Source organism: Rhodococcus sp. KBS0724 (genome assembly GCF_005938745.2).
In the GTDB taxonomy this organism is placed as follows: domain Bacteria; phylum Actinomycetota; class Actinomycetes; order Mycobacteriales; family Mycobacteriaceae; genus Rhodococcus_F.
In genome coordinates this window covers 4895201-4916095 of the sequence record NZ_VCBX02000001.1, presented here as the reverse complement: position 1 = coordinate 4916095, position 20895 = coordinate 4895201, and the positions used below count along the sequence as shown (strand labels likewise).

General features: G+C 63.5%; 19 protein-coding genes. 13 read left to right on the top strand and 6 right to left on the bottom strand.

What is annotated here, in order from left to right; translation table 11 throughout:
• Nucleotides 1-28 precede the first annotated feature (28 nt).
• Nucleotides 29-802 carry a PIG-L family deacetylase gene (locus FFI94_RS22645; protein WP_138869785.1) on the bottom strand — a complete coding sequence of 258 codons (774 nt, stop codon included), beginning with the start codon at nucleotides 800-802 and terminating at the stop codon, nucleotides 29-31.
• Nucleotides 803-904: 102 nt separating this feature from the next.
• On the opposite strand from FFI94_RS22645, the gene FFI94_RS22640 reads away from it, so the two are divergent.
• The 8 genes from FFI94_RS22640 to FFI94_RS22605 all read left to right on the top strand — a co-directional run bounded on the left by FFI94_RS22640 (nucleotide 905) and on the right by FFI94_RS22605 (nucleotide 9431).
• The gene (locus FFI94_RS22640) at nucleotides 905-2131 is read left to right on the top strand and encodes an MFS transporter (RefSeq protein WP_138869784.1); all 1227 of its coding nucleotides are present in this window, start codon (nucleotides 905-907) and stop codon (nucleotides 2129-2131) included.
• Nucleotides 2077-2904 (top strand): alpha/beta fold hydrolase, encoded by an 828-nt coding sequence (locus tag FFI94_RS22635; RefSeq protein ID WP_138869783.1) that lies wholly within the window; start codon nucleotides 2077-2079, stop codon nucleotides 2902-2904. Before FFI94_RS22640 ends, FFI94_RS22635 begins: the two co-directional genes overlap by 55 nt.
• A 12-nt stretch (nucleotides 2905-2916) precedes the next feature.
• On the top strand, nucleotides 2917-4275 hold the full coding sequence (mshA, locus tag FFI94_RS22630; RefSeq protein ID WP_185993286.1) for a D-inositol-3-phosphate glycosyltransferase: 1359 nt from the start codon (nucleotides 2917-2919) through the stop codon (nucleotides 4273-4275).
• On the top strand, nucleotides 4272-4769 hold the full coding sequence (locus tag FFI94_RS22625; protein WP_138869781.1) for a YbjN domain-containing protein: 498 nt from the start codon (nucleotides 4272-4274) through the stop codon (nucleotides 4767-4769). Before mshA ends, FFI94_RS22625 begins: the two co-directional genes overlap by 4 nt.
• A 140-nt stretch (nucleotides 4770-4909) precedes the next feature.
• On the top strand, nucleotides 4910-6511 hold the full coding sequence (locus FFI94_RS22620) for an AMP-binding protein (RefSeq protein ID WP_138869780.1): 1602 nt from the start codon (nucleotides 4910-4912) through the stop codon (nucleotides 6509-6511).
• Between the two features lie 80 nt (nucleotides 6512-6591).
• On the top strand, nucleotides 6592-7347 hold the full coding sequence (locus tag FFI94_RS22615) for a phosphoglyceromutase (RefSeq protein ID WP_185993285.1): 756 nt from the start codon (nucleotides 6592-6594) through the stop codon (nucleotides 7345-7347).
• A gap of 162 nt (nucleotides 7348-7509) precedes the next feature.
• Nucleotides 7510-8745 carry a cell wall metabolism sensor histidine kinase WalK gene (locus tag FFI94_RS22610; RefSeq protein ID WP_138869778.1) on the top strand — a complete coding sequence of 412 codons (1236 nt, stop codon included), beginning with the start codon at nucleotides 7510-7512 and terminating at the stop codon, nucleotides 8743-8745.
• A complete protein-coding gene (locus FFI94_RS22605) occupies nucleotides 8742-9431 on the top strand; it encodes a response regulator transcription factor (protein ID WP_138869777.1) in 690 nt (229 codons plus the stop codon). The genes FFI94_RS22610 and FFI94_RS22605 overlap by 4 nt, the downstream gene beginning before the upstream one ends.
• Before the next feature lie 56 nt (nucleotides 9432-9487).
• On the opposite strand, the gene FFI94_RS22600 is transcribed toward FFI94_RS22605, so the two are convergent.
• Nucleotides 9488-10273: a hypothetical protein gene (locus tag FFI94_RS22600; RefSeq protein WP_138869776.1), complete on the bottom strand. Its 786-nt coding sequence runs from the start codon at nucleotides 10271-10273 to the stop codon at nucleotides 9488-9490.
• 66 nt (nucleotides 10274-10339) lie between these two features.
• On the opposite strand from FFI94_RS22600, the gene FFI94_RS22595 reads away from it, so the two are divergent.
• The 3 genes from FFI94_RS22595 to FFI94_RS22585 are packed head-to-tail and all read left to right on the top strand — an operon-like array spanning nucleotide 10340 to nucleotide 13231.
• Nucleotides 10340-11290 (top strand): Ppx/GppA phosphatase family protein, encoded by a 951-nt coding sequence (locus FFI94_RS22595; protein ID WP_138869775.1) that lies wholly within the window; start codon nucleotides 10340-10342, stop codon nucleotides 11288-11290.
• Nucleotides 11290-12390, top strand: a complete 1101-nt coding sequence (locus FFI94_RS22590; protein ID WP_138869774.1) for a hypothetical protein — start codon at nucleotides 11290-11292, stop codon at nucleotides 12388-12390. The genes FFI94_RS22595 and FFI94_RS22590 overlap by 1 nt, the downstream gene beginning before the upstream one ends.
• Before the next feature lie 7 nt (nucleotides 12391-12397).
• Nucleotides 12398-13231 (top strand): sugar phosphate isomerase/epimerase, encoded by an 834-nt coding sequence (locus tag FFI94_RS22585; protein ID WP_138869773.1) that lies wholly within the window; start codon nucleotides 12398-12400, stop codon nucleotides 13229-13231.
• Between the two features lie 15 nt (nucleotides 13232-13246).
• Here the strand turns inward: FFI94_RS22585 and FFI94_RS22580 are convergent, their stop codons facing one another.
• The 4 genes from FFI94_RS22580 to FFI94_RS22565 all read right to left on the bottom strand — a co-directional run bounded on the left by FFI94_RS22580 (nucleotide 13247) and on the right by FFI94_RS22565 (nucleotide 19214).
• Complete coding sequence (locus FFI94_RS22580; RefSeq protein WP_138869772.1) at nucleotides 13247-14680, bottom strand: HAD-IB family hydrolase; 1434 nt, start codon at nucleotides 14678-14680, stop codon at nucleotides 13247-13249.
• On the bottom strand, nucleotides 14677-16989 hold the full coding sequence (locus tag FFI94_RS22575; RefSeq protein WP_138869771.1) for a glycerol-3-phosphate 1-O-acyltransferase: 2313 nt from the start codon (nucleotides 16987-16989) through the stop codon (nucleotides 14677-14679). The genes FFI94_RS22580 and FFI94_RS22575 overlap by 4 nt, the downstream gene beginning before the upstream one ends.
• A gap of 3 nt (nucleotides 16990-16992) precedes the next feature.
• Nucleotides 16993-18459, bottom strand: coding sequence for a wax ester/triacylglycerol synthase domain-containing protein (locus FFI94_RS22570; protein WP_138869770.1), 1467 nt, complete (start codon nucleotides 18457-18459; stop codon nucleotides 16993-16995).
• A 128-nt stretch (nucleotides 18460-18587) separates the two neighbouring features.
• Complete coding sequence (locus FFI94_RS22565; RefSeq protein WP_138869769.1) at nucleotides 18588-19214, bottom strand: TetR/AcrR family transcriptional regulator; 627 nt, start codon at nucleotides 19212-19214, stop codon at nucleotides 18588-18590.
• Between the two features lie 168 nt (nucleotides 19215-19382).
• Here FFI94_RS22565 and FFI94_RS22560 point away from each other — a divergent pair, with 168 nt between their 5' ends.
• Nucleotides 19383-20033, top strand: coding sequence for a MerR family transcriptional regulator (locus FFI94_RS22560; RefSeq protein WP_138869768.1), 651 nt, complete (start codon nucleotides 19383-19385; stop codon nucleotides 20031-20033).
• Nucleotides 20033-20893, top strand: coding sequence for a thioesterase family protein (locus tag FFI94_RS22555; RefSeq protein WP_138869767.1), 861 nt, complete (start codon nucleotides 20033-20035; stop codon nucleotides 20891-20893). Before FFI94_RS22560 ends, FFI94_RS22555 begins: the two co-directional genes overlap by 1 nt.
• Nucleotides 20894-20895 lie beyond the last annotated feature (2 nt).

The following is a 20895-nucleotide window of genomic DNA, read 5'->3' as shown; positions in this document are numbered from 1 at the left end:
AGAACTTGAAGCCGATGTGGAGCTTCGGCTACAGCGGAAGCGCAGTTTCCGACAGACCGTCAGGGGCGCCTCGCCGGCGGAACCACTCGGTACCGAAGGCCGCGGTGAGCTGCTCGGTGGGCATCTCGAGGAACGGCCCGAAATCCCCGACCTGGGTGGCGTGCGCGTACATGGCCGCACGCTTGGAGCTGATCACCGAACTGACGTCGACGGCCGTGGTGAGCTGTTCGGCGGGAAGTCCGAACGTCTCGATGTCCGGAGGCTGGGCCTCTTCTGTCCACTCCGGGTTGGCCAGCATCAGCATCTTCATGTGATCGCGGTTGGTGGAGGCCTCGTAGACCAGCGGGGTACCCGCAAGCTCGGCCGCCCGAATACCGACATGGTGGACCTGAATGTGATCCGGGTGGCCGTAGCCGCCGTTGGAGTCGTAGATCGTCAGGATGTCGGCGTTCTCCTCACGAAGAACCTCTGCCAGACGCTCGGCTGCCTCGTCGATGTCGGCGTTGCAGAAGGCGTCGGGATTCTCGTTCTCAGGGGTGCCGACCATTCCGGAATCCGGATAGTGCAACGACACGACCCGGCTGGCGCCGAGTGCGTCGGTGGATGCCTCGAGTTCACGACTGCGGCGCTGTGCCAACGTTTCGTGCTCGTCCAGCAGGCCGTCGGGATACTCACCCAGCGCACCGTCGGTGGCAGTGACGACTACAACGCGATGACCCGCGTCGGCAGCCATTCTCATGACGCCACCCGTGATGAATACTTCGTCGTCGGGATGGGCGTGGAAACACACCAGGACACTCATTCGCGCAATGGTAGGGCAAGTTACCGACAGGTCAACGCCGGCGGCGGATTTGTGGTGGCTGCACTTATTCTGTGAACCTTGTGTGGTGCACGAGAATCAGTCATGACCAGTTCCGACGATAAAGGCCTGATGGGGGCGTATCGCGAAATATTCGCCGCCCCTGGCGCGGTTGCCTTTTCCGCAGCCGGTTTCATCGCGAGGTTGCCGATCGCGATGATCGGCATCGGAATCGTGACGATGATCTCGCAACTTCGTGGTGACTACGGGCTGGCCGGCGCGCTCGCCGCAGTGTTCGCGCTGTCCAGCGCCGTCATTGCGCCGTTGGTGTCCCGCACAGTGGATCGCTTCGGGCAGCGCGCGGTTCTGCCCCTGGCCGCCGCGGTCAGCGCCATCTCCATCGGTGCGCTGTTGCTGTCCGTGAGACTCGAAGCGCCGGACTGGGTGCTGTTCGCTCTGGTGATCCCGGCCGGTGCGACCCCGACGATCGGTGCGATGGTCCGCGCCAGGTGGGTTGCGATCTACGTCGGTAAACCCGAGTTACGCACAGCTTTTGCGTTCGAATCCGTCGTCGACGAACTCTGTTTCGTGGTGGGGCCGGTGCTCTCGGTCGGTCTGAGTATCGGGCTGTTTCCCGAAGCCGGTCCGCTGGCAGGAGTGATTCTTCTGGTGGTCGGCACGCTCCTCCTGGTGGCGCAGCGATCGACGGAACCCAAGATTCATCCACGCCGACCGGGCCGCGGGCGCTCCGTTCTCGCGAATCCGGCGATGTGGATCGTCATCGTCGTGATGGTGATGCTGGGAACCATGTTCGGCGTCATCGACGTGGGTGCCATCGCGTTCACCCAGGAACAGAATTCGCCCGGGTCAGCGACCGTCGTCCTCGCCCTGTTTGCCGGTGGATCGGGAATTGTGGGACTGGTGTTCGGCTCCCGCCACCCGGTGCGCTCGCTCCGCGGCCAGTTGATGATCGCGTCCCTTGCCGTGACCGTCCTGAGCATTCCGCTCCTGCTGGTCGGCAACGTCGCGGGACTGGCAGCGGCCTACGTCCTGGCCGGCGCGACAATCGCGCCGACGCTCATCATCGCCACGGCTCTTGTCGAGCAGATCGTTCCACCCGAGAAACTCACCGAAGGTATGACGTTGACGGTGACCGGCCTTGGCGTCGGCGTGGCGCTCGGATCCGCGCTGGCGGGGCAGCTGATCGACCGCTACGGAGTTTCGTCGGCATACACGCTTGCCGTCGGTGCGGCGGTCACAGCCTCTATCGTGACGGCATGTCTATTCGTGAAGCCGTCAGCGTCGACGGCACGTCCATCGTCTACCGACTAACGGGAACCCCGGAAGCAACCCCGCTGGTCCTGCTCCACGGCTGGGCGCAGTCCGCACAGTGCTGGGGTGACCAGGTTCTGAGTGAGCTGGCAGCCTCGCACCGGTTGATCGCCGTCGATTTACGCGGCCACGGATACTCCGACGCCCCCGAAGCCGGCTACGACAACAGTGCGAACTGGGCCGGCGACGTTGCCGCTGTCCTGGCCGCCGAGGGCATCACCGAGAACGCCGTGCTGCTCGGGTGGTCGTACGGCGGACTGGTGATCTGCGATTACCTGGCAGCACACGGAACCGACGCGGTGGCAGGCATTGTCCTGGTCGGAGCGATCACGAGCATCGGACGCGGCGAGAAGGGCGGCAAGGTGGGTGCCGCGATGCGCAGCGCTGTTCCCGGTGCGATGTCCGAAGATCCGCGTGAGGCAATTCGGGCACTCGGCGCTTTCGGCAACGCGCTCACGGGCCCGCCGGAGGGCAAGGGAGCACAATCGCAGGCTCTGTTCGGTGCGAGCCTCGCGACCCGCCCGCGTGTGCGGGCGGCACTTTTCAACCGTGCGGTCGGTCACGACGAATTGCTCCGTTCCCTCGACATCCCGGCGCTGGTCCTGCACGGCACCGAGGACTCCGTTGTCGACGTGAGTGCAGGTAAACACGCCGAGGAACTCATTCCGAAGTCGCAGGCGTCGTACTGGGACGGCTGCAATCACGGGCCGTTCGTGGAGGATCCGACGCGATTCGTGTCCGAAGTGAGAACGTTCGTCTCCAGCCTCGGTTAGAGTTCGCGCCCGGTGAGGGGGCACTATGGAGCCGTGACACCCACGCACATTTCGCGCCCTCGCCGGGTGGCCGTACTGTCGGTCCACACCTCGCCCTTGGCGCAACCAGGCACCGGTGATGCAGGTGGGATGAACGTCTACGTCCTGCAATCCGCGATTCAGTTGGCAAAACGTGGTGTCGAGGTGGAGATTTTCACTCGCGCGACGTCATCGGCAGACGCGCCCGTCGTCGAAGCCGCACCGGGGGTCCGGGTGCGCAACGTCGCTGCCGGACCGTTCGAGGGCCTCGACAAGACAGATTTGCCGACGCAGCTCTGCGCGTTCGTCGCCGGAGTTCTGCGGGAGGAAGCACGTCGTGAACCGGGCTACTACAGCCTGATTCACTCGCACTACTGGCTGTCCGGGCAGGTCGGCTGGTTGGCGCGCGACCGCTGGGGTGTTCCGCTCGTCCACACCGCGCACACGCTTGCCGCCGTCAAGAACCTGTCGATGGCTGAGGGGGACACTCCCGAACCCGCCGCTCGGCAGATCGGTGAGCAACAGGTTGTGGCCGAGTCCGATCGACTTGTTGCCAACACCACCGACGAAGCTAAAGCTCTTCACGAGTTGTACGGGGCCGACCCGACGCGTATCGACGTCGTCGCTCCGGGTGCGGATCTGACGCTCTATCGTCCAGGTGATCGTGATCAGGCCAGGGCGTCGCTCGGCCTGAATCCCGGCGAAGTCATCGTGACGTTCGTCGGTCGCATTCAACCGCTCAAGGCGCCCGATGTCCTGCTGCGTTCCGCTGCGGAAGTCATCAGTCGCCATCCGGGCTTGCCGTTGCGCATCCTGGTCGTCGGTGGTCCTTCCGGCACCGGCCTGGCTCAGCCGGACGTCTTGATCGAACTGGCACGCACTCTCGGCATCACGGCGCAGGTGACCTTCCTGCCGCCGCAAGCTCCGACGCGGCTGGCCGATGTGTACCGGGCGTCGGATCTTGTTGCGGTACCGAGCTATTCGGAATCATTTGGCCTGGTGGCCATCGAGGCGCAAGCCTGTGGGACTCCCGTGATCGCCGCTGACGTCGGCGGTTTGGGTGTTGCCGTCCGCAACGGTGAAACGGGTCTGCTGGTGCAGGGGCACAAGACGGCGGATTGGGCCGGCGCTCTCGAAACGCTGGTCACCGAACCCGCCCGTCTCGCAGCCCTCGCTGACCGCGCTCCGCGTCACGCGGAGAACTTTTCGTGGGAACACACCGCGGACGGACTCCTCGAGAGTTACCGCAAAGCCGCCGTCAACTACAACAACGGAACCGGTCCCAGTGACTTCTCGCCCCGCCGCGCGCGGGGACTGTGGCGTCTGCGACGGACCGGAGGAGTGCGTACATGAGCAGTGTTTCCGACACGATCGAACAAGCCCTCACCGAGCGTGAACTCGAATTCACGAAGCGCGACGGCACCCATTTCATCGTCGAACTTCCCGGTGAGCACAAACTCAAGACGTCGACCTTGCTGACCGTCGGGAACCACGGCGTGCGGGTCGAAGCATTTGTGTGCCGCAAGGTCGACGAGAACTTCGAGGGTGTCTACAAGTTCCTGCTCAAGCGGAACCGTCGCCTGTACGGGGTGGCGTACACGCTCGACAAGGTCGGGGACATCTATCTCGTCGGCAAGATCTCCGAGCATGCGGTGACCGGTGACGAACTCGATCGAGTGCTCGGCCAGGTTCTCGAGGCTGCGGACGGAGATTTCAACGTCATCCTCGAACTCGGTTTCTCGTCGTCCATCAAGCGTGAGTGGGCGTGGCGCGTGTCGCGGGGGGAGTCGCTGGCGAATCTGCAACCGTTCAAGCACCTCATCGAGGAAGAGCCCGCGCAGAGCTGACCCGCGGGGGTGAGACACATCGCGGATGTGTCACGTAAAGTGATCTTTGCTTGTGACTGTCGTCACGGGATAATGCTGTTCCCGTCAGTCACAGTAAGTTGGTCACACCACCCCGCCGCGCAACCTTTCGAGGAGCACCGTTGAGCTTCAAGAGTCCGTTCCCCGACGTTGAAATCCCCAACCTCAGCGTCTACGACTTCCTGTTCGGAAACGTCGACCCCGCAGACCTCGACAAGACGGCATTCGTCGAAGGTAGCTCGGGCGCAGTCACCACATACGCATCGCTGATCGCACAGATCAACGGCGTCGCAGGAGCCCTCGCCGCGCGCGGACTCGCGGTGGGGGATGTTGTCGCCCTGCATTCACCGAATGTTCCGGCGTTCGGTTCCGTCTTCCACGGCATCCTGCGCGCCGGTGGTGTCGCGACCACGATCAACGCGCTCTACACCGCCGAGGACATTGCCAAGCAGCTCACCGACTCGAAGGCCACGTTCCTCTTCACGGTCTCGCCGCTGCTTCCGCAAGCGAAGGTCGCAGCCGATCAGGTCGGTATCCCGGCCGAGAACGTCTTCGTCCTCGACGGCGCCGAAGGCCACCTCTCGTTGCGCGATCTGCTCGGCGAAGGAGCACAGGCACCGGACGTGTCCTTCGATCCGGCCACCCAACTCGCCGTGCTGCCGTACTCGTCCGGCACCACCGGGCGCCCCAAGGGCGTCATGCTCACCCACCGCAACCTGGTCGCCAACGTCTGCCAGATCATGCCGCGGATGGGCATCGGTGCCGACGACAAGATCCTCGCTGTCCTGCCGTTCTTCCACATCTACGGCATGACGGTGCTGCTCAACGCTGCGCTCTACGCACGCGCGAGCCTGATCACGATGCCGAAGTTCGATCTCGTGGAGTTCCTGCGGATTGTCGCCGAGCAGAAGTCGACGTACATCTTTGTCGCCCCGCCTGTCGCCGTCGCGTTGGCCAAGCATCCGCTGGTCGACCAGTACGACCTGTCGAGCGTGCACACCATCTTCTCCGGCGCCGCTCCGCTCGACGCCGCACTCGGCAAGGCCGTCGCCGAGCGTCTGAACTGCCGCGTCCGTCAGGGCTACGGAATGTCCGAGATGAGCCCCGTCAGCCACGCGATTCCGTTCGACCGCGACGACATCGCACTCGACTCGTGCGGCCCCACCATCGCGAACATGGAATGCAAGCTCGTCGATCCGGGCACCGGTGAAGAGGTCGCGTACCCGGCCGTCGGTTCCGGCGAGGTCAGCGCGCCCGGTGAGCTGTGGTGCAAGGGCCCCAACATCATGGCCGGGTACCTCGGAAACGAGCAGGCCACCAAAGACACCCTCGACGCCGACGGTTACCTGCGTACCGGCGACATTGCGACCGTCGACGCCGAAGGTGTCGTCACCATCGTCGACCGTCTCAAGGAACTGATCAAATACAAGGGCTACCAGGTGCCGCCGGCAGAACTCGAAGCTCTGCTGCTCACTCACCCCCAGATCGCCGACGCCGCCGTCATCGGAGTCCTCGACGACGAGGGCGAGGAGGTGCCGAAGGCGTTTGTCGTCCTGCAGGATGGTGCCACGTTGTCCGAGGCCGACGTCATCGCGTTTGTCGCCGAGCGCGTCTCACCGCACAAGAAGGTTCGCAAGGTCGCCTTCATCAGCACCGTCCCCAAGTCGGCAGCCGGAAAGATCCTCCGCAAGGATCTGCGGACCGCAGAAGCAGCGCACAGCTGATTTCGATGCAGGGTTGATTTCGACGCAGGGTTGATTTCGGCACAGGGTTGATCAAGACGGGTTCCGATACTCATGCCAGGATGAACGGCATGAGTATCGGAACACTGGTCCTGCTTCGCCACGGCGAGAGCGAATGGAATGCACTCAATCTGTTCACCGGCTGGGTGGACGTACACCTGACCGACAAGGGCATGGCCGAAGGCAAGCGCGCCGGCGAACTGCTCGCCGAGCACGGCCTGCTGCCCGACGTCCTCTACACCTCGCTGCTTCGCCGCGCGATCAGCACCGCCAATCTCGCGCTCGATGCGGCCGATCGCCACTGGATCCCCGTCGTCCGCGACTGGCGCCTCAACGAGCGTCACTACGGCGCTCTGCAGGGCAAGAACAAGGCCCAGACCAAAGAGGAGTACGGCAACGAGCAGTTCATGCTGTGGCGTCGTAGCTACGACACCCCGCCGCCGGCCATCGAAGCCGGTAGCGAATACAGCCAGGACACCGATCCTCGTTACGCAAACCTCGACGAGGTTCCGTTGACCGAGTGCCTGCTCGACGTAGTCAAGCGGTTGATCCCGTACTGGGAAGACACGATCTCCCAGGACCTGCTCGCAGGCAAGAACGTTCTGGTCACCGCTCACGGCAATTCGCTACGCGCATTGGTCAAGCACCTCGACGGTATTTCCGACGAGGACATCGCGGGCCTCAACATCCCGACGGGTATCCCGCTGCGGTACGACCTCGACGAGAACCTGCAGCCGCTCAACCCGGGCGGCACCTACCTCGACCCCGAGGCGGCCGCAGCAGGCGCCGCCGCGGTGGCAAATCAGGGCGCGAAGTAACGCGCACATGGTTACCTCCGGAGCCCCTCGAACTGCTGGTTCGAGGGGCTCCGGCAAACGGCAGGTGAACAGGGCGCCAACGCCGCCCGCCGGGCGGATGACGCGGGCGGAAATGCTCGAACCCGCCGTAACCCACCCGACGTGCGAACGTACGATTACGCCGTGAGTGTCGCAACTGCAGTGCTGCTGATCGTGATCGGCGGCTTGATCGGATACCTCGTCGGAGGTGTGCTGATTCCGAGGCTGAGTTCACGGCACCGGGAACGGGCTGCAGAACAGACGGGGCTCACCATGTCTCAGGTCCTGGACCTGATCGTTCTGGCGTCGGAGAGTGGCATCGCCGTTGTCGACGGTTATCACGACGTGGTGCTCTTCAACCCTCGCGCGGAAGAGTTGGGGCTGGTCAAGAATCGCCGCGTCGACGAGCGGGCATGGCAGGCGGCCCTGAAGGTTCTCGAGACCGGTCAATCCGTCGAAGTAGATCTGACGGCAACAACTACGCAACGGGGACGCGACAAGATCGCGGTCCGTGGGGTTGCGCGTTTGCTCAGTAAGGACGAGCGAAACTTCGTCGTCCTGTTCGCCGATGACGATTCCGAGCAGGTTCGGATGGAGGCGACGAGACGCGACTTCGTTGCGAATGTCAGTCACGAACTCAAGACCCCGGTCGGGGCCATGAGCTTGCTCGCGGAGGCGTTGCTCGAATCCGCGGATGATCCGGAATCGGTGCGGCACTTCGGAGAACGAGTGCACAGCGAGTCGATTCGCCTCGGTAAGATGGTCACGGAATTGATCGCGCTCTCGCGGCTGCAGGGGGCGGAGAAACTTCCCGACCTCGATGTCGTGGACGTGGATACCGTTGTTTCCGAAGCATTGTCGCGATCGAGGCTGTCGGCCGAGGCTGCCGAGATCACCGTCACCACCGATCATCCGAGTGGGTTGGAGGTGCTGGGCGATCAGACCTTGCTCGTGACCGCACTGTCCAACCTCATTGAAAATGCGATTGCATACTCGCCCAAGGGTTCTCCGGTGTCGGTCAGCCGCTCGATGCGCGGCGGAAACGTCGCCATCGCCGTGACCGACCGCGGCGAGGGAATCGCAAAAGCCGACCAGGAACGCGTATTCGAGCGATTCTTCCGCGTCGACAAAGCTCGATCGCGCCAGACCGGAGGCACCGGACTGGGACTCGCGATCGTCAAACATGTTGCGGCCAACCACAACGGCTCCATCGACGTATGGAGCAAACCAGGAACCGGGTCCACCTTCACCTTGCAGATACCAGCGCATGTGGAGGAGACCGACGACCTCGACGACGGCGACGCGGGAACCATCGGTTCCGGGCGAAGCGGTAGACGAGACTCAGGCAGTAAAGACACAGGCATGGAGGCCAAACGATGACGAGGGTGCTGATCGTGGAGGACGAGGAGTCGTTGGCGGATCCGCTGGCGTTCCTGCTCCGCAAGGAAGGGTTCGAGACCACCATCGTCAACGACGGACCGTCGGCGTTGGCGGAATTCGATCGTTCCGGCGCAGATATCGTCCTGCTGGACCTCATGCTGCCCGGTATGAGCGGTACCGACGTGTGCAAGGCGTTGCGCACTCGTTCCGGTGTGCCCGTCATCATGGTGACCGCACGTGACAGCGAGATCGACAAGGTTGTCGGTCTGGAACTCGGTGCGGACGACTACGTGACCAAGCCGTACTCGGCCCGCGAACTCATCGCCCGGATCCGGGCCGTCCTGCGCCGCGGCATCGAGAACGAGGCAGACCTGGCTTCGGACAACGGTGTGCTCGAAGCCGGACCGGTCCGTATGGACGTCGAACGTCACGTCGTCCAGGTGGGCGGGAATCCGATCACGTTGCCGCTCAAGGAGTTCGATCTTCTCGAGTACCTGCTCCGCAACTCCGGGCGCGTGCTCACCCGCGGCCAGCTGATCGATCGCGTGTGGGGAGCGGACTACGTCGGCGACACCAAAACCCTTGACGTGCACGTGAAGCGGCTACGTTCCAAGATCGAAGCCGACCCGGCCAAGCCGGAACATCTCGTGACGGTGCGCGGTCTGGGATACAAGCTCGAAGCCTGAGAAACTTCCGAAGAAGTTCAGCCGCCCACGCAGTGCGTGGGCGGCTGAACTCGTTTTTACGCCTGAGCTTTGTTCTGAGCGATCGTGGTTGCCGGGTGGACTGCTATAAGCCCGAGCCCTGCCCGACGCCTACAGAGGCGAGCCAGCTCGTCGTAAACAGCCTTACCGAGTAGCTCCGTCAGTTCGGGGGCATACGACTGCCAGACCTGTTTCTGGCCGACATGAGCGTCGGGTGATCCCGAGCAGTACCAGGACAGGTCGTCGCCGCCCTCGCCCCAGCCGCGACGGTCGTATTCGGTGATCGTGGTCTTGAGGATCTGCACCCCGTCCGGCCGGTCCACCCAGTCCTGGGTACGGCGGATCGGAAGCTGCCAGCACACGTCCGGCTTCACCTCGAGTGGCTCGATGCCCTTCTTGAGAGCCATGGAGTGAAGCGCACAGCCCTGACCGCCCGCAAAACCCGGCCGGTTGAGGAAAATGCACGCACCCTTGTAGCGGCGAGTCCGCAGAGCCGGCTCGTCCTCGAGGTCGTCTTCCTCGACGTAGCCCTTCTTGCCGAGACCCTTCTCCATGAACTGCCAGTCCTCGGCTGTGAGCAGTTTCACTGACGCATCGAGCTTGTCCTGATCCTCTTGATCGGAGAGAAACGCGCCGTGCGAGCAGCATCCGTCGTCTGGGCGGTCGCTGAGAATGCCCTGGCATGCCGGAGTGCCGAACACGCAGGTCCAGTGCGAGAGCAGCCACGTCATATCAGCGGCGATGAGGTGTTCGGAGTTGTCGGGGTCGACAAATTCGACCCACTCGCGAGGGAAATCGAGGTCGACCTCGGGGCTAGGAGTCATCTTGTGGGACCGGTCTGGGTTACCTGCTGTCACAAGGGCAGACCGTAGACCCAGTAACGTGGCGATGTGCGACTAGGGGTACTCGACGTCGGAAGCAACACCGTTCATCTACTGGTAGTGGACGCCCACCGTGGCGGCCACCCAACACCCATGAGCTCCACCAAGGCGACTTTGAGGCTGGCGGAAAACACCGACGACCGCGGAGATATCACCGTCGTCGGAGCCGATCGACTGGTCTCCACGGTCGGGGAATTCGCCGGTATCGCCAAAACGTCCGGATGTGAGGAAATGATGGCGTTTGCCACCTCCGCCGTGCGTGATGCCAACAATTCCGAAGCCGTGCTCGCCCGCGTGCGCGCCGAGACGGGCGTAGGGCTCGAGGTGCTCTCCGGTGTCGACGAAGCCCGATTGACCTTCCTCGCAGTCCGCCGTTGGTACGGCTGGAGCGCCGGACGCATCCTGAACCTCGACATCGGTGGAGGATCGCTCGAACTCACCGCAGGCGGCGACGAGGATCCCGACGTCGCGTTCTCACTCCAACTCGGCGCAGGCCGACTCACCCGCGACTGGCTCCAAGCCGACCCGCCCGGCAAGCGACGCGTCGCCGTACTCCGCGACTGGTTGGACGCAGAACTGCTCGGACCAGCCAAAGAACTCCGCGCAGCCGGCGAGTGGGACCGGACCGTCGGCACCTCGAAGACCTTCCGCTCCCTGGCCAGGCTCACCGGCGCAGCCCCATCAGCAGCCGGGCCACGTGCCAAACGGACCCTGACGGCCAGCGGACTCAGGCAACTCATAGCCTTCATATCCAGGATGACGGCGTCAGACCGTGCAGAATTGGAAGGAGTGAGTGCAGATCGGTCGCAGCAGATTGTGGCCGGCGCACTCATCGCAGAAGCAGCCATGCGAGCGCTCGGAGTGGACGAACTCGAAATTTGTCCGTGGGCATTGCGCGAGGGTCTGATTCTGCGGAAGCTCGACACAGAAATGGGCGGTGAATTGGTGGTGAGTGCTTGATGGCCGAGGACAGTCAGCAGATTTCCGTAGCGGAACTGCTCAAGCGGAACGGTCAGACGGTCGAATCCCGAGGTGGGCGTCGTCGTAGGGGCGTAGCCGGAGGTATCTCCGTAGCTGAGCTCACCGGCGAAATTCCGATCGTTCGGCCTGCCGGTTCACGTTCGGCAGCCGAATCGGACGCACCACCGGAACAGCCTGAAGCCAAGCCTGACGAGATCAAGCCTGACGAGCCCAAGTCTCTCGAGCCCAAGTCTGCCGAGCCCAGCCCGGCTCCCGTGACCGACGCCAAGCCGCCGGTCGGGAACGACGAGCCGGACGACACCAGGATCGACCTTCACAAGCCGATCTCCAAGAGCGCGCCGGGTCAGTGGGTCAGCCGGGCACCCGTCACGCCGAAGAAGGCCGTGCCTCTCGAGCCGACCCAGGCTGTGCCGGTTGTTCCCGCCCCGACCCAGGCTGTGCCGGTTGTTCCCGCGCCGCCGGCGGAGACCCCGGCCAGGAAGTCGGTTCCGGCGGGGCCACCGAAGGTGACGCAGGAGCCTGCGCTGCTGTCTGGTCAGACGTTGGCGGGTGACCTCATGCGGCAAGAGCGCGAGGTTGCCCAGAATCCGTCGATGCGCGCGCCGATCCTGCCTCCGCGAGTGGCGCCGACCGCGGCTGACGCTGATGTCAGTACCGAGATGATGGATTCGATCAGCGACGATCCCACCAAGACTGCTGCAGCGAATACGGCCGGTTCCTCGGAACCCGCCACCGCCGCGCCGGAACGTGAGCCTGCTGCTTCCGAAGAGGTTGCATCGACCGAGCCTGCCACCGCAGAAGACACCGGCGATCGGAACTCGATCCGTGAATGGGCGATCCTGGCCGGCCAGGTTGTTGTTGCGCTCATCATCGGCGGCGCGATGTTCAAGGGTTTCGAGAAGCTCTGGGACATGCTGCCGTGGGTGGCTCTGGTGCTTGCGCTGATCGTCATCGTCGGCCTGGTGGCGGTAGTTCGAGTTCTGCGGAAAACGGACGACATCACGAGCTTTGTGATTGCGGTCGTTGTCGGCATGATCGTGACCTTGGGTCCGCTGGCGTTCTTGTTGACCTCGGGTTGATCCGACGATGATCGCTGTGGGCTTGTCGACGGCATCGGTTTATCCCGAGAACACCGAAGCCGCGTTTCGCTACGCGGCGGACTTGGGGTACGACGGTATCGAGTTGATGGTGTGGGCCGAGTCGGTCAGCCAGGACGTCGGTGGCGTTGCGGCGTTGGTCCGCAAGTACGGGATTCCGGTGCAGGCAGTTCATGCGCCGTGTCTGTTGATTTCGCAGCGGGTGTGGGGCGCCGATCCGATCGAGAAGCTCGAGCGGTCCGTCCGCACTGCGGAGACGTTGGGCGCCACCACCGTCGTGGTGCACCCGCCGTTTCGGTGGCAACGCAAGTACGCCGACGGCTTTGCCGATCAGGTTGTCGACCTGGAATCGCGAAGCAGCGTCGTCGTAGCTGTGGAGAATATGTTTCCCATGCGTGCCGACAGCTTTTTCGGCGGCAAGGACCGCTCGGCCGAGAGACTACGTAAGCGTGGTGGTCCGGGGGCGGCGTTGTCGGCGTTCAGTCCGTCGTACGATCCCACCGATTCCGATCATTCCCACTACACACTCGACTTGTCGCACACCGCCACTGCGGGCATGGACGCTTTCGAACTGGCGGCGAGAATGGGCAAGGGGCTCCAGCATCTGCATCTCGCGGACGGGCGAGGCGCGTCGATGGACGAGCACCTGATCCCCGGTCACGGATCGCAACCGTGCGCCGAGATCTGCCGGCACCTGGCCGCAACAGGCTTCACCGGCCAGGCCGTCCTCGAGATCAATACCCAGAATGCGCGCACGCGGCGGGAGCGGTCCTCGATGCTGGCGCAGGCACTCGCGTTTGCACGCGAGCACCTGGCCCGGTGAGTTTGCTCCGGGCGTTCAGCGATGCCCGGCAGTGAGTGCTGCGTCGAACTGTGAGCGGACTTCCTCGATGTGGGAATCGAGGTCGTCGAGTTGCCAGTCAGCGGTGGAGATCGGGTCGAGAACCGAAACGTAGACCGGGCCCGGGTGAGCGACAAGGGAATTACGCCACATGCGTTCACCGGCATTGTGGATCACGACCGGCACAATGGGAACGCCCGCTTGCATGGCCAGGTGGAATGCACCCTTCTTGAAAGCCCCGAGTTTTGGTGTGGCGGAACGGGTTCCCTCAGGGGCGATGACTATCGAGACACCGTTCTTCAACTTGTCGACAGCCGGTTGCAATGCCGCCTTTGCCTTGGCGGTGTTGGATCGATCGATGTAGGCGACGTCCAACAGTGCGCCGATCGGAATGAAGCGAGGATCGTTTGCGGCTTCCTTCTTCGCCACTCCCGTCACGTCGCGTTTGATGACGGTGCCCAGTACCAGCAGGTCCAGTGAGCTTTGATGATTGAACATGAAGACGGCGGGGCGGTGATCCCACACGTTGTGCTCACCGTCGATCTCGACGTCGATGCCCAGTAGTGACAGGGAGATGTCCGGGCCGTAGGTGCCCACGAGGTTGGCTCCCAGTTGCCGGTTGCCGGTCACCAATCCGGCAGACGCGCCCACCATGGCTGTCGCGGCCAGCGCACCCATCGCGGTGGCGGTGCGCACCGTCGAGAGGGGAGTTGCGCCGCGTTGTGGTTTGCGCAGTGTGACGGAGGGCCAACCGTTGCGCCTCGCGACGCTCGCCAGGGTGCGATCCGGATTCAGGGCGACGGGACGACCGACGGATTCGAGCATCGGGACATCCTCGGCACCATTGGAATACGCAAAAGCGTTCCGCAGATCAGCGCCGCGCTTCTCGGCGTAGGTCGCGAGTGCGTCGGCCTTCGCGGGACCCCACAGCGCCGGCGAAGACAGTTCGCCGGTGAGCATGCCGTCGATCACTTCGATTTCCGTGCACAGTACGTCTTCGATGTCGAGATCCTCGGCAACGCCTCTGGCCTGGAACGGCGTGGCCGATGTCGCCATCACAATGGTGTGACCGGCCTTTCGATGCGCCGCGAGAATTCCACGAGCGTCCGGGTAGATCATCGCGGCGATTTCCTGCTTGAACAGCCGCTCGCCCCAGTCGTTCAGTTCTTCCTCGGTGCGGCCGGCAAGCGCACGGACGGCGATGTCCATGAGCGCGCCGACGTCGGCACCGCGGAACTGGGTGTCGATGGCGGCGCCGGTGGTTCGCAACAGTTCGCCCAGGCTGATATCGAAGCGCCGCAGTCGATCACGGTAGACAACGCTCGCGGAGTACCCGCTGATGAGGGTGCCGTCCAGGTCGAACGCGGCTATGGTGTCTGGTCCGGATGGTGCCGCTTTGATCGCGGCGTGCAGACGCTCGAGTCCGGTCACGGTCCTGCTTCCTCGTGGGGGGTGGGATTGGGAGTCGTTGTGACGCCATAGGATCTGGTTGCCGCGTCGAGGCGGGAGTGGGCGAGTTCGCGGATTCGACGCAACCGGTCGACCAATACCCGGAGTTCTTCGGCAAAGGCAATCCGACGCGCGGTGACTCCGTCGTCCGCGGCTTCCACGAGATTGCGATTGCGCGCCAGATTGAGTGCGGTGGCAAATAATTCGCCGGATACCGATTCGCTGCTGGCTATCTGCTGGCGTAGCCGGCGTTCGTGGGCAACGTCGATGCAGTTGCGGGTGAAGGACTTTTCGTCGAAGGACTTCGATACCGGCGCGAGGACCAGTTGATCGGCCACCACCTGGTAGGCCTCGAGGAACGGTTGCAGTACGCGGTGTGCCAGGTACGGGCGAACGCCTTCGATGATGTGCGCTGTGCGGTTCGGGTCGGCGGTGACCGAACTCCAACTGGGGTCGATCAGGTCCAGTTCGGTGCGCATCTCTTCTTCGAAGGTGTCGCGGTCGCTGAAGAAGAACTCGAACTTCATCAGGTCCCGAATGCGTTTGGCTTCGTTCCAGCCGTCGAGGATCGGGTCGGCGAACTGCTCGTCCACTGCAGCCTGCAGTACCAGTTCCGCGATTGCCCGGGCAACCAGGAAGTGAATGGTGTTGTTGCGGTAGAACGCTGCAACAAGCCCCTGATCCTTGCCGAGGTAGAAGACCTTCTCGCCGCCCTTGTCGAAGTGCATCAGAACGCCCGAGTCGACGTGCGTCTGCAGTGCCTTCTCGATGACATACGGATCGTCCAGCTCCACATCGCCGGCGAGCGGCAGTTTGCGGGCCGTGATGTATTCGAACAGCGGAGTCAGAATGAGAGTCAGTTCGGTGACGGTGAGCGCGCGATCCTCGATTCCGAGGAAGGGAAGCATCGCAAGAGAAGACACCGTAATCGGTGTTACCTCGTTGATGCGGTGACACACCTCGATAGCGGCCTTCTGAATGGCCAGACGCTGGTCGGGTTCCTGCCGGAGTGCTTCGGCAAAGGAGAGCGGTCGCCCGATCGTCACGTGCGCGACGCCTTCTCGCTTGCCTTGCGCGCGTACGTATCCGAACATCCAGCGCAGACCTTCAGGCTTCTTCTCGGCGCCGAGGGCCTCGGCGGCCATGGCACCGACTTCGTAGAGTTGGTCGTAGCTCAGCGCCACCGGCACCAGATAGACGTCGGAGGCGCCACTGACGTGAAAAGCCTTGGCCAGATACGTCATCAACCCGAAGCGCGGCGGACGCAGCTTCCCGGTGCGCCCACGGCCACCTTCGATGTACCACTCGAGATTGAATCGTTTGGTGAGCAGGTAACGCATGTACTCGTGCATCGACCATTTGTAGACCTCGTCGTCGCCGATACTGCGGCGGATGAAGACCGTGCCGCTGCGCTTGAGGATGGAGCCCATGGGCCAGAAACTGATGTTGAGTCCGCCCATCACGTGATTGAGCGGGAGTCCGTTGTTGATCAGAGCGGGGCGCAGCACCAGCGGATCGAGATAGGAGCGGTGGCTTGGCAGGAAGACCAGCGAATGTTCCTTGTTGAGCTCCCGAAGTTCTTCGAATCGGCTGGTGTCGACGTCGATCGTGTACGCGCGAGCGAAGTAGCGTCCCAAGCGATCCCACACCGCGATTGCCTGGCGACTCTGGGTGGCGACCATTTCCTCGAGGGCTTCGCGTGCACGCCGGTCCACTTCGGCGACAGCGATGCCGAGGCGGTCGGCAAGGGCCATGGTCTCGGTGGTGAAGCGCCGGGTGTCGGTGATTTCGTCGACGACAAATCGCGACACCTTGTACTGGCCGCCGATCAAGTCGAGTTCTGCTCGCTCGAGGGAGAGAGCAGCCTGACGGCGGATGTACTCGGGCAGCGATCCGCCGCCGCTCTCGTCGAGGCGGCGCGAGAGGTCACTGAGCGGGGCGGGTTGACCCTCGATGACCCGGCACCGGTCGGGGTCGGTGCGCAGCGTGCGTCGTTGCGCGCTCCGTCCGGGGTGCAACGGATCGCGCGGGGCGAGTGCGTTGCGAAGGCGTCCGACGACATTCTGTTCGGTCTGGGTATCGGGTAGCCACACCACTCGCAGCGGTGCGAGCATCGGGTCGTCGGTGCGGCGGGCCAGTTCGCCGAGGGTGCGATCGGTGATCGCTACGGTGGTGGACGGCTGCGCCGTGGCGCGAGCCTTGTCGGCCAACCACTTTCGTAGAACGCCGGCTTCGGCTTCGGTCATCGGCTCGGTGAGGTAGACATTCTGTTGGGTCACGTCGGTGGTCATGACTCACGCACCTTCCGCAGTGGTTCCGAGGGCCACGATTTCGTCGAGGCTGTCTTGGATGCACTGCATGAGTAATGCCGGTTTGGTGACGGCTGCGGTGTCGATATTGATTCCGATGCAGCAGATTCCGACGTGCGAGACGAGCGTTGCCATCACAGCGCAGCCAGGTGCCGGACCGAACGGGAACATCCGCTCGATCTTCGCGCCGGCAAGATAGACCGGGACGGGAACGCCGGCAACGTTGCTCGCTTGCAGATCCAGTCCGGTGGACTGGGAGAGATACCAGCTCGCGAGGAGCTGATTTGGCAGGCGAGCGAGGACGGGCGCGGCCAGGTCGATCGCGTCGAGCGCCGGTTCTTCGCGAAGGTTCAGGACGATTTCGCGGACCTGGCGGATTCGTTTTGCCGGGTCCGTTTCGGAGATCGGGCCGCTGAAGCGCACGGCGGCAAATCTGTTGCCGCCGGACGGATCCGAACCGGTACGCATGCTGACGGGCATACCCATGGGAATGCTCTGCACCGATTGGCCGAACGCGTCGTGGTAGCGACGGAATCCGCCGAGTAGTGCTGCGACGTACGCGTCGTTGAGTGAACCGCCGGCCGCTTTTGCGCCCGCTTTGAGTTCGGGCACACCAACTTCCAAGGTTCCGAACCAGCGGCCGAGACCACGTTCGTGGAGTAGCGGAGAACCGGAACGAGCGGGCGGCGTGACAATTCGGCGCAGTGAGTTGGCGTAATCCAAGACCTCGGTGGCAGTGCTGATCGGTTGCGTGATCGCGGTGGCCGCGATGTTGGTGGCGCCGCGGACGAGGCGTGCCACGCGGGACGGCGCACGACGGATCTCGCCGACAACTTCTTCGCCGAAAGCGCCGATCGAGGACAGGTGCTCCGCCGGCGGCGGAGTGCGATCAGGTTTGTTCGGTGTGGGATCGGCGCGCCTGCTGTGCAGGAGCGTCATCATCTGGATGCCGCCCATACCGTCGGTGATGGAGTGGTGGGTTTTGACGACGAAGACAGCGCGGCCGTCGTCGAGCCCTTCGATGAGCAGTGCACTCCACGGTGGGCGAGCCTTGTCGAACGGTTCGGTCGCGAGGTGCCTGCACATACGCAGCGCGTGATCGAAATCTGCCGGAGCGGGGAGACGGACGCGTCGCAAGTGGTACCCGATGTCGAATTCGGGGTCGACCGACCACACCGGGTTGCCCAGATTCAGGGCAGGGTCGACAGCGCGCATCCGGATGCGGGGTACGACGTGCGACGCCCATTCGACGGCCTCGAGGAGGCGATCCCAGTCGGGAGCCTGGTCGAGGACTTCTACCGCGACGATCGGTGAGCGCAATTGTGGTTGCGCTTCTTCCATCCGCCACATCCCGGTCTCGAAATCGGACATCGTCCGGTTCGCGCCCCACGCGACCGCAGAGAGGTCGACGTCGACCGCACTAGGAGGAACAAATGGATTGTTGTCGGCCATACTTCAAGAACTCCCTCGGTCTTCGGGTCCACCCCGTCGTTCTATCTACAAGTGTGGACCCGAGACCATCGGCGCGTCCCGGTTTCGGTGTCAGTGAACAGATGTGACGTTCGACTGACCCGGCCAATTCAGGCAGAGGCGACCGCGCCTACTGCGTTGAGTGCGATTTCTCGATAGAAGACACTGACCTCGTAAGGCGTCTGAGGGCCGTCGGGTCGGAACCAGAGCGCCACCGATTGGCACATTCCCAGCATGGCGCGTCCGGTGCCGGCGATGTCGGTGACGGTGAACTCGCCTTGTTCGACACCGGCTGTCAGCACGTCGGCAAGAAGGTTCTCGAGGTGCTTTCGCTTGGCCGCATAGGCCTTTCGTTCTGCATCCTCGAGGTAGCGCAGTTCTGAATCGAGGAACGCGATATCCGTTCGGCTGGTCATGTGCAGGACACAGGCTTCGACGAGGTTTCCGAATTGTCGAGTAGGGGAGGGGCCGGCAGCGTCGACCGCCTCGCGCGCCCGGGCGGTGACCGCCTCGATGCCGGTCATCATCAAGGCCACGAGGATGCCCTGCTTGTTTTCGTGGTGGTAGTACAGCGTCGGAACGGTGACGCCGGCGCGTTTGGCGATGTCGCGGACGGAGGCGCCGTGGTATCCGAATTCGTGGAAGGTGGCCAGGGCTGCGGTGAGGAGCGGTGTGAGTGTCAACGGTTCCACGGTGCGCCACGCCTCGTCCGAGGCCGCCGAAGTTTTTCTTGCCATTGTGTCTGTGAGCTCCGCTCGACAATCGTGTCTTGGTGTTCGCATCTCTTGGTATTCGCGTCTTTTAGTGTTCGCTAGAACGTCCGACGATAGTCCACGCAGGGGTCTGGATCAGGGGCGGAGTTCAGTTAGATAGTATTGGTATCTAATACGAGGGCGAAGAGAGCGATGAAGATTTCCGAACTGTCGGCCAGGTCCGGTGTGGCTCTGCCCACCGTGAAGTACTACCTGCGTGAGGGTCTGCTGATGGCGGGCGCGCCCACCAGTGCGACCGGGGCTCAGTACGGAGACGACCACGTTCGTCGGCTCGGACTGATCAGAGCGCTGTCCGGGGCCGGCCTCTCCATTCCTCGCATTCGCGCGATTCTCGATCTGATCTCGGCGACGGATCTCACCGAATTCGAGCGGATCGGACGGGCCATCGCGCAGTTGCCACCCCACGTCGACCCAGATCCGATACGCGAATTTCCACGGGCGCGGAAGGTTCTGGAGTTTCTCGGACAGGTCTATGACCCGCGCTACGTCGCCGTCGCGCATCTCGAGCAAGCGCTGATCGGTCTCGAAGACGCAGGTCTGACGTTGAGCGATGAACGACTGCGCGCCTACGGCGAACACATTCGGGGAATCGCCGAGGTGGAAATCGATCTGATGCCCGTCGGGTCGACGGAGGAGGCAGTCCGGTACGCGGTTCTCGGGACAGCGATGTACGAACCCGTCCTGACGGCACTACGACGCCTTGCGCACCAAGACCTCGGATCAGGATCCACAAAGTTCACGCCACCTGCACAGCACGTGACAACCCAGATGAAGGAAAATTGATGAGCAGCAGCCCTTTTCGTGATCTGAACCGACTGGAATCGCTCGGCGACGGCCGCTTCCGCGCAACGATCGACCCCATCTGGACCATCGGTCCCAAGGTTCACGGCGGGTCCATGATGGCCGTGTGCGCGGCGGCTGCGAGAGCGGCGCTGCGAGACGCCGGTGCCGCGAACAGTGGGTCTGACAACAACGATGTACGCGCAATGCAACCTATTGCCGTCAGTGCGAATTACCTTGCCGCACCCGATCCTGGTGACGTCGATCTAGCGGTGACAGTGCAGAAACAAGGGCGCCAGGTGTCTCTCGTCGACGTCGAGTTGAGTCAAGGCGGACGGATTGCCGTCCGCGCCGCGGTCACCCTCGGCATTCCCGACGGCGATGTGCCTGCCTTCGTGAGCGCCTCGTCGATCGACGACATGCCCGCAGAACCGTCGGAGCATGCCGCCGCAGTAGAGGGCGATCATCCGATGGCGCAGATCGTGCACGTCGGTCAAGGGTGCGACATGCGAATCGACACGACGTCCGCGCATTTTCTCACCGGCGCTCAGGGGGAGCCGGAGGTGCGGATGTGGGTGCGCGCTCGGCCCGACGACGAAGCGGACGTCGACACCGCGGTGTTGTTCGCGATCATGGCCGGGGACATCAGCGCTCCGGTCACGATGAACCGTGGACTTTTCGGTTGGGCGCCGACCGTGCAGTTGACGACGTACCTGCGCCGGCTGCCTGCGCCGGGCTGGCTGCGGGTGCGGGCGAGTTCGGATGTGTTGGGCAGCACGTGGTTCGAAGAGGATCACGACATCCTCGATTCCACCGGGGCAGTGGTGGTGCAAAGTAGGCAGCTGGCCATGATGCCCCGGTAATC

Bases quoted from the DNA above. Each gene is read 5' to 3' on its own strand.
- FFI94_RS22645 (WP_138869785.1), bottom strand. From the start codon at position 802: ATGAGTGTCCTGGTGTGTTTCCACGCCCATCCCGACGACGAAGTATTC.
- FFI94_RS22640 (WP_138869784.1), top strand. From the start codon at position 905: ATGACCAGTTCCGACGATAAAGGCCTGATGGGGGCGTATCGCGAAATA.
- FFI94_RS22635 (WP_138869783.1), top strand. From the start codon at position 2,077: ATGTCTATTCGTGAAGCCGTCAGCGTCGACGGCACGTCCATCGTCTAC.
- FFI94_RS22625 (WP_138869781.1), top strand. From the start codon at position 4,272: ATGAGCAGTGTTTCCGACACGATCGAACAAGCCCTCACCGAGCGTGAA.
- FFI94_RS22615 (WP_185993285.1), top strand. From the start codon at position 6,592: ATGAACGGCATGAGTATCGGAACACTGGTCCTGCTTCGCCACGGCGAG.
- FFI94_RS22605 (WP_138869777.1), top strand. From the start codon at position 8,742: ATGACGAGGGTGCTGATCGTGGAGGACGAGGAGTCGTTGGCGGATCCG.
- FFI94_RS22600 (WP_138869776.1), bottom strand. From the start codon at position 10,273: ATGACTCCTAGCCCCGAGGTCGACCTCGATTTCCCTCGCGAGTGGGTC.
- FFI94_RS22590 (WP_138869774.1), top strand. From the start codon at position 11,290: ATGGCCGAGGACAGTCAGCAGATTTCCGTAGCGGAACTGCTCAAGCGG.
- FFI94_RS22585 (WP_138869773.1), top strand. From the start codon at position 12,398: ATGATCGCTGTGGGCTTGTCGACGGCATCGGTTTATCCCGAGAACACC.
- FFI94_RS22575 (WP_138869771.1), bottom strand. From the start codon at position 16,989: ATGACCACCGACGTGACCCAACAGAATGTCTACCTCACCGAGCCGATG.
- FFI94_RS22570 (WP_138869770.1), bottom strand. From the start codon at position 18,459: ATGGCCGACAACAATCCATTTGTTCCTCCTAGTGCGGTCGACGTCGAC.
- FFI94_RS22565 (WP_138869769.1), bottom strand. From the start codon at position 19,214: ATGGCAAGAAAAACTTCGGCGGCCTCGGACGAGGCGTGGCGCACCGTG.
- FFI94_RS22560 (WP_138869768.1), top strand. From the start codon at position 19,383: ATGAAGATTTCCGAACTGTCGGCCAGGTCCGGTGTGGCTCTGCCCACC.
- FFI94_RS22555 (WP_138869767.1), top strand. From the start codon at position 20,033: ATGAGCAGCAGCCCTTTTCGTGATCTGAACCGACTGGAATCGCTCGGC.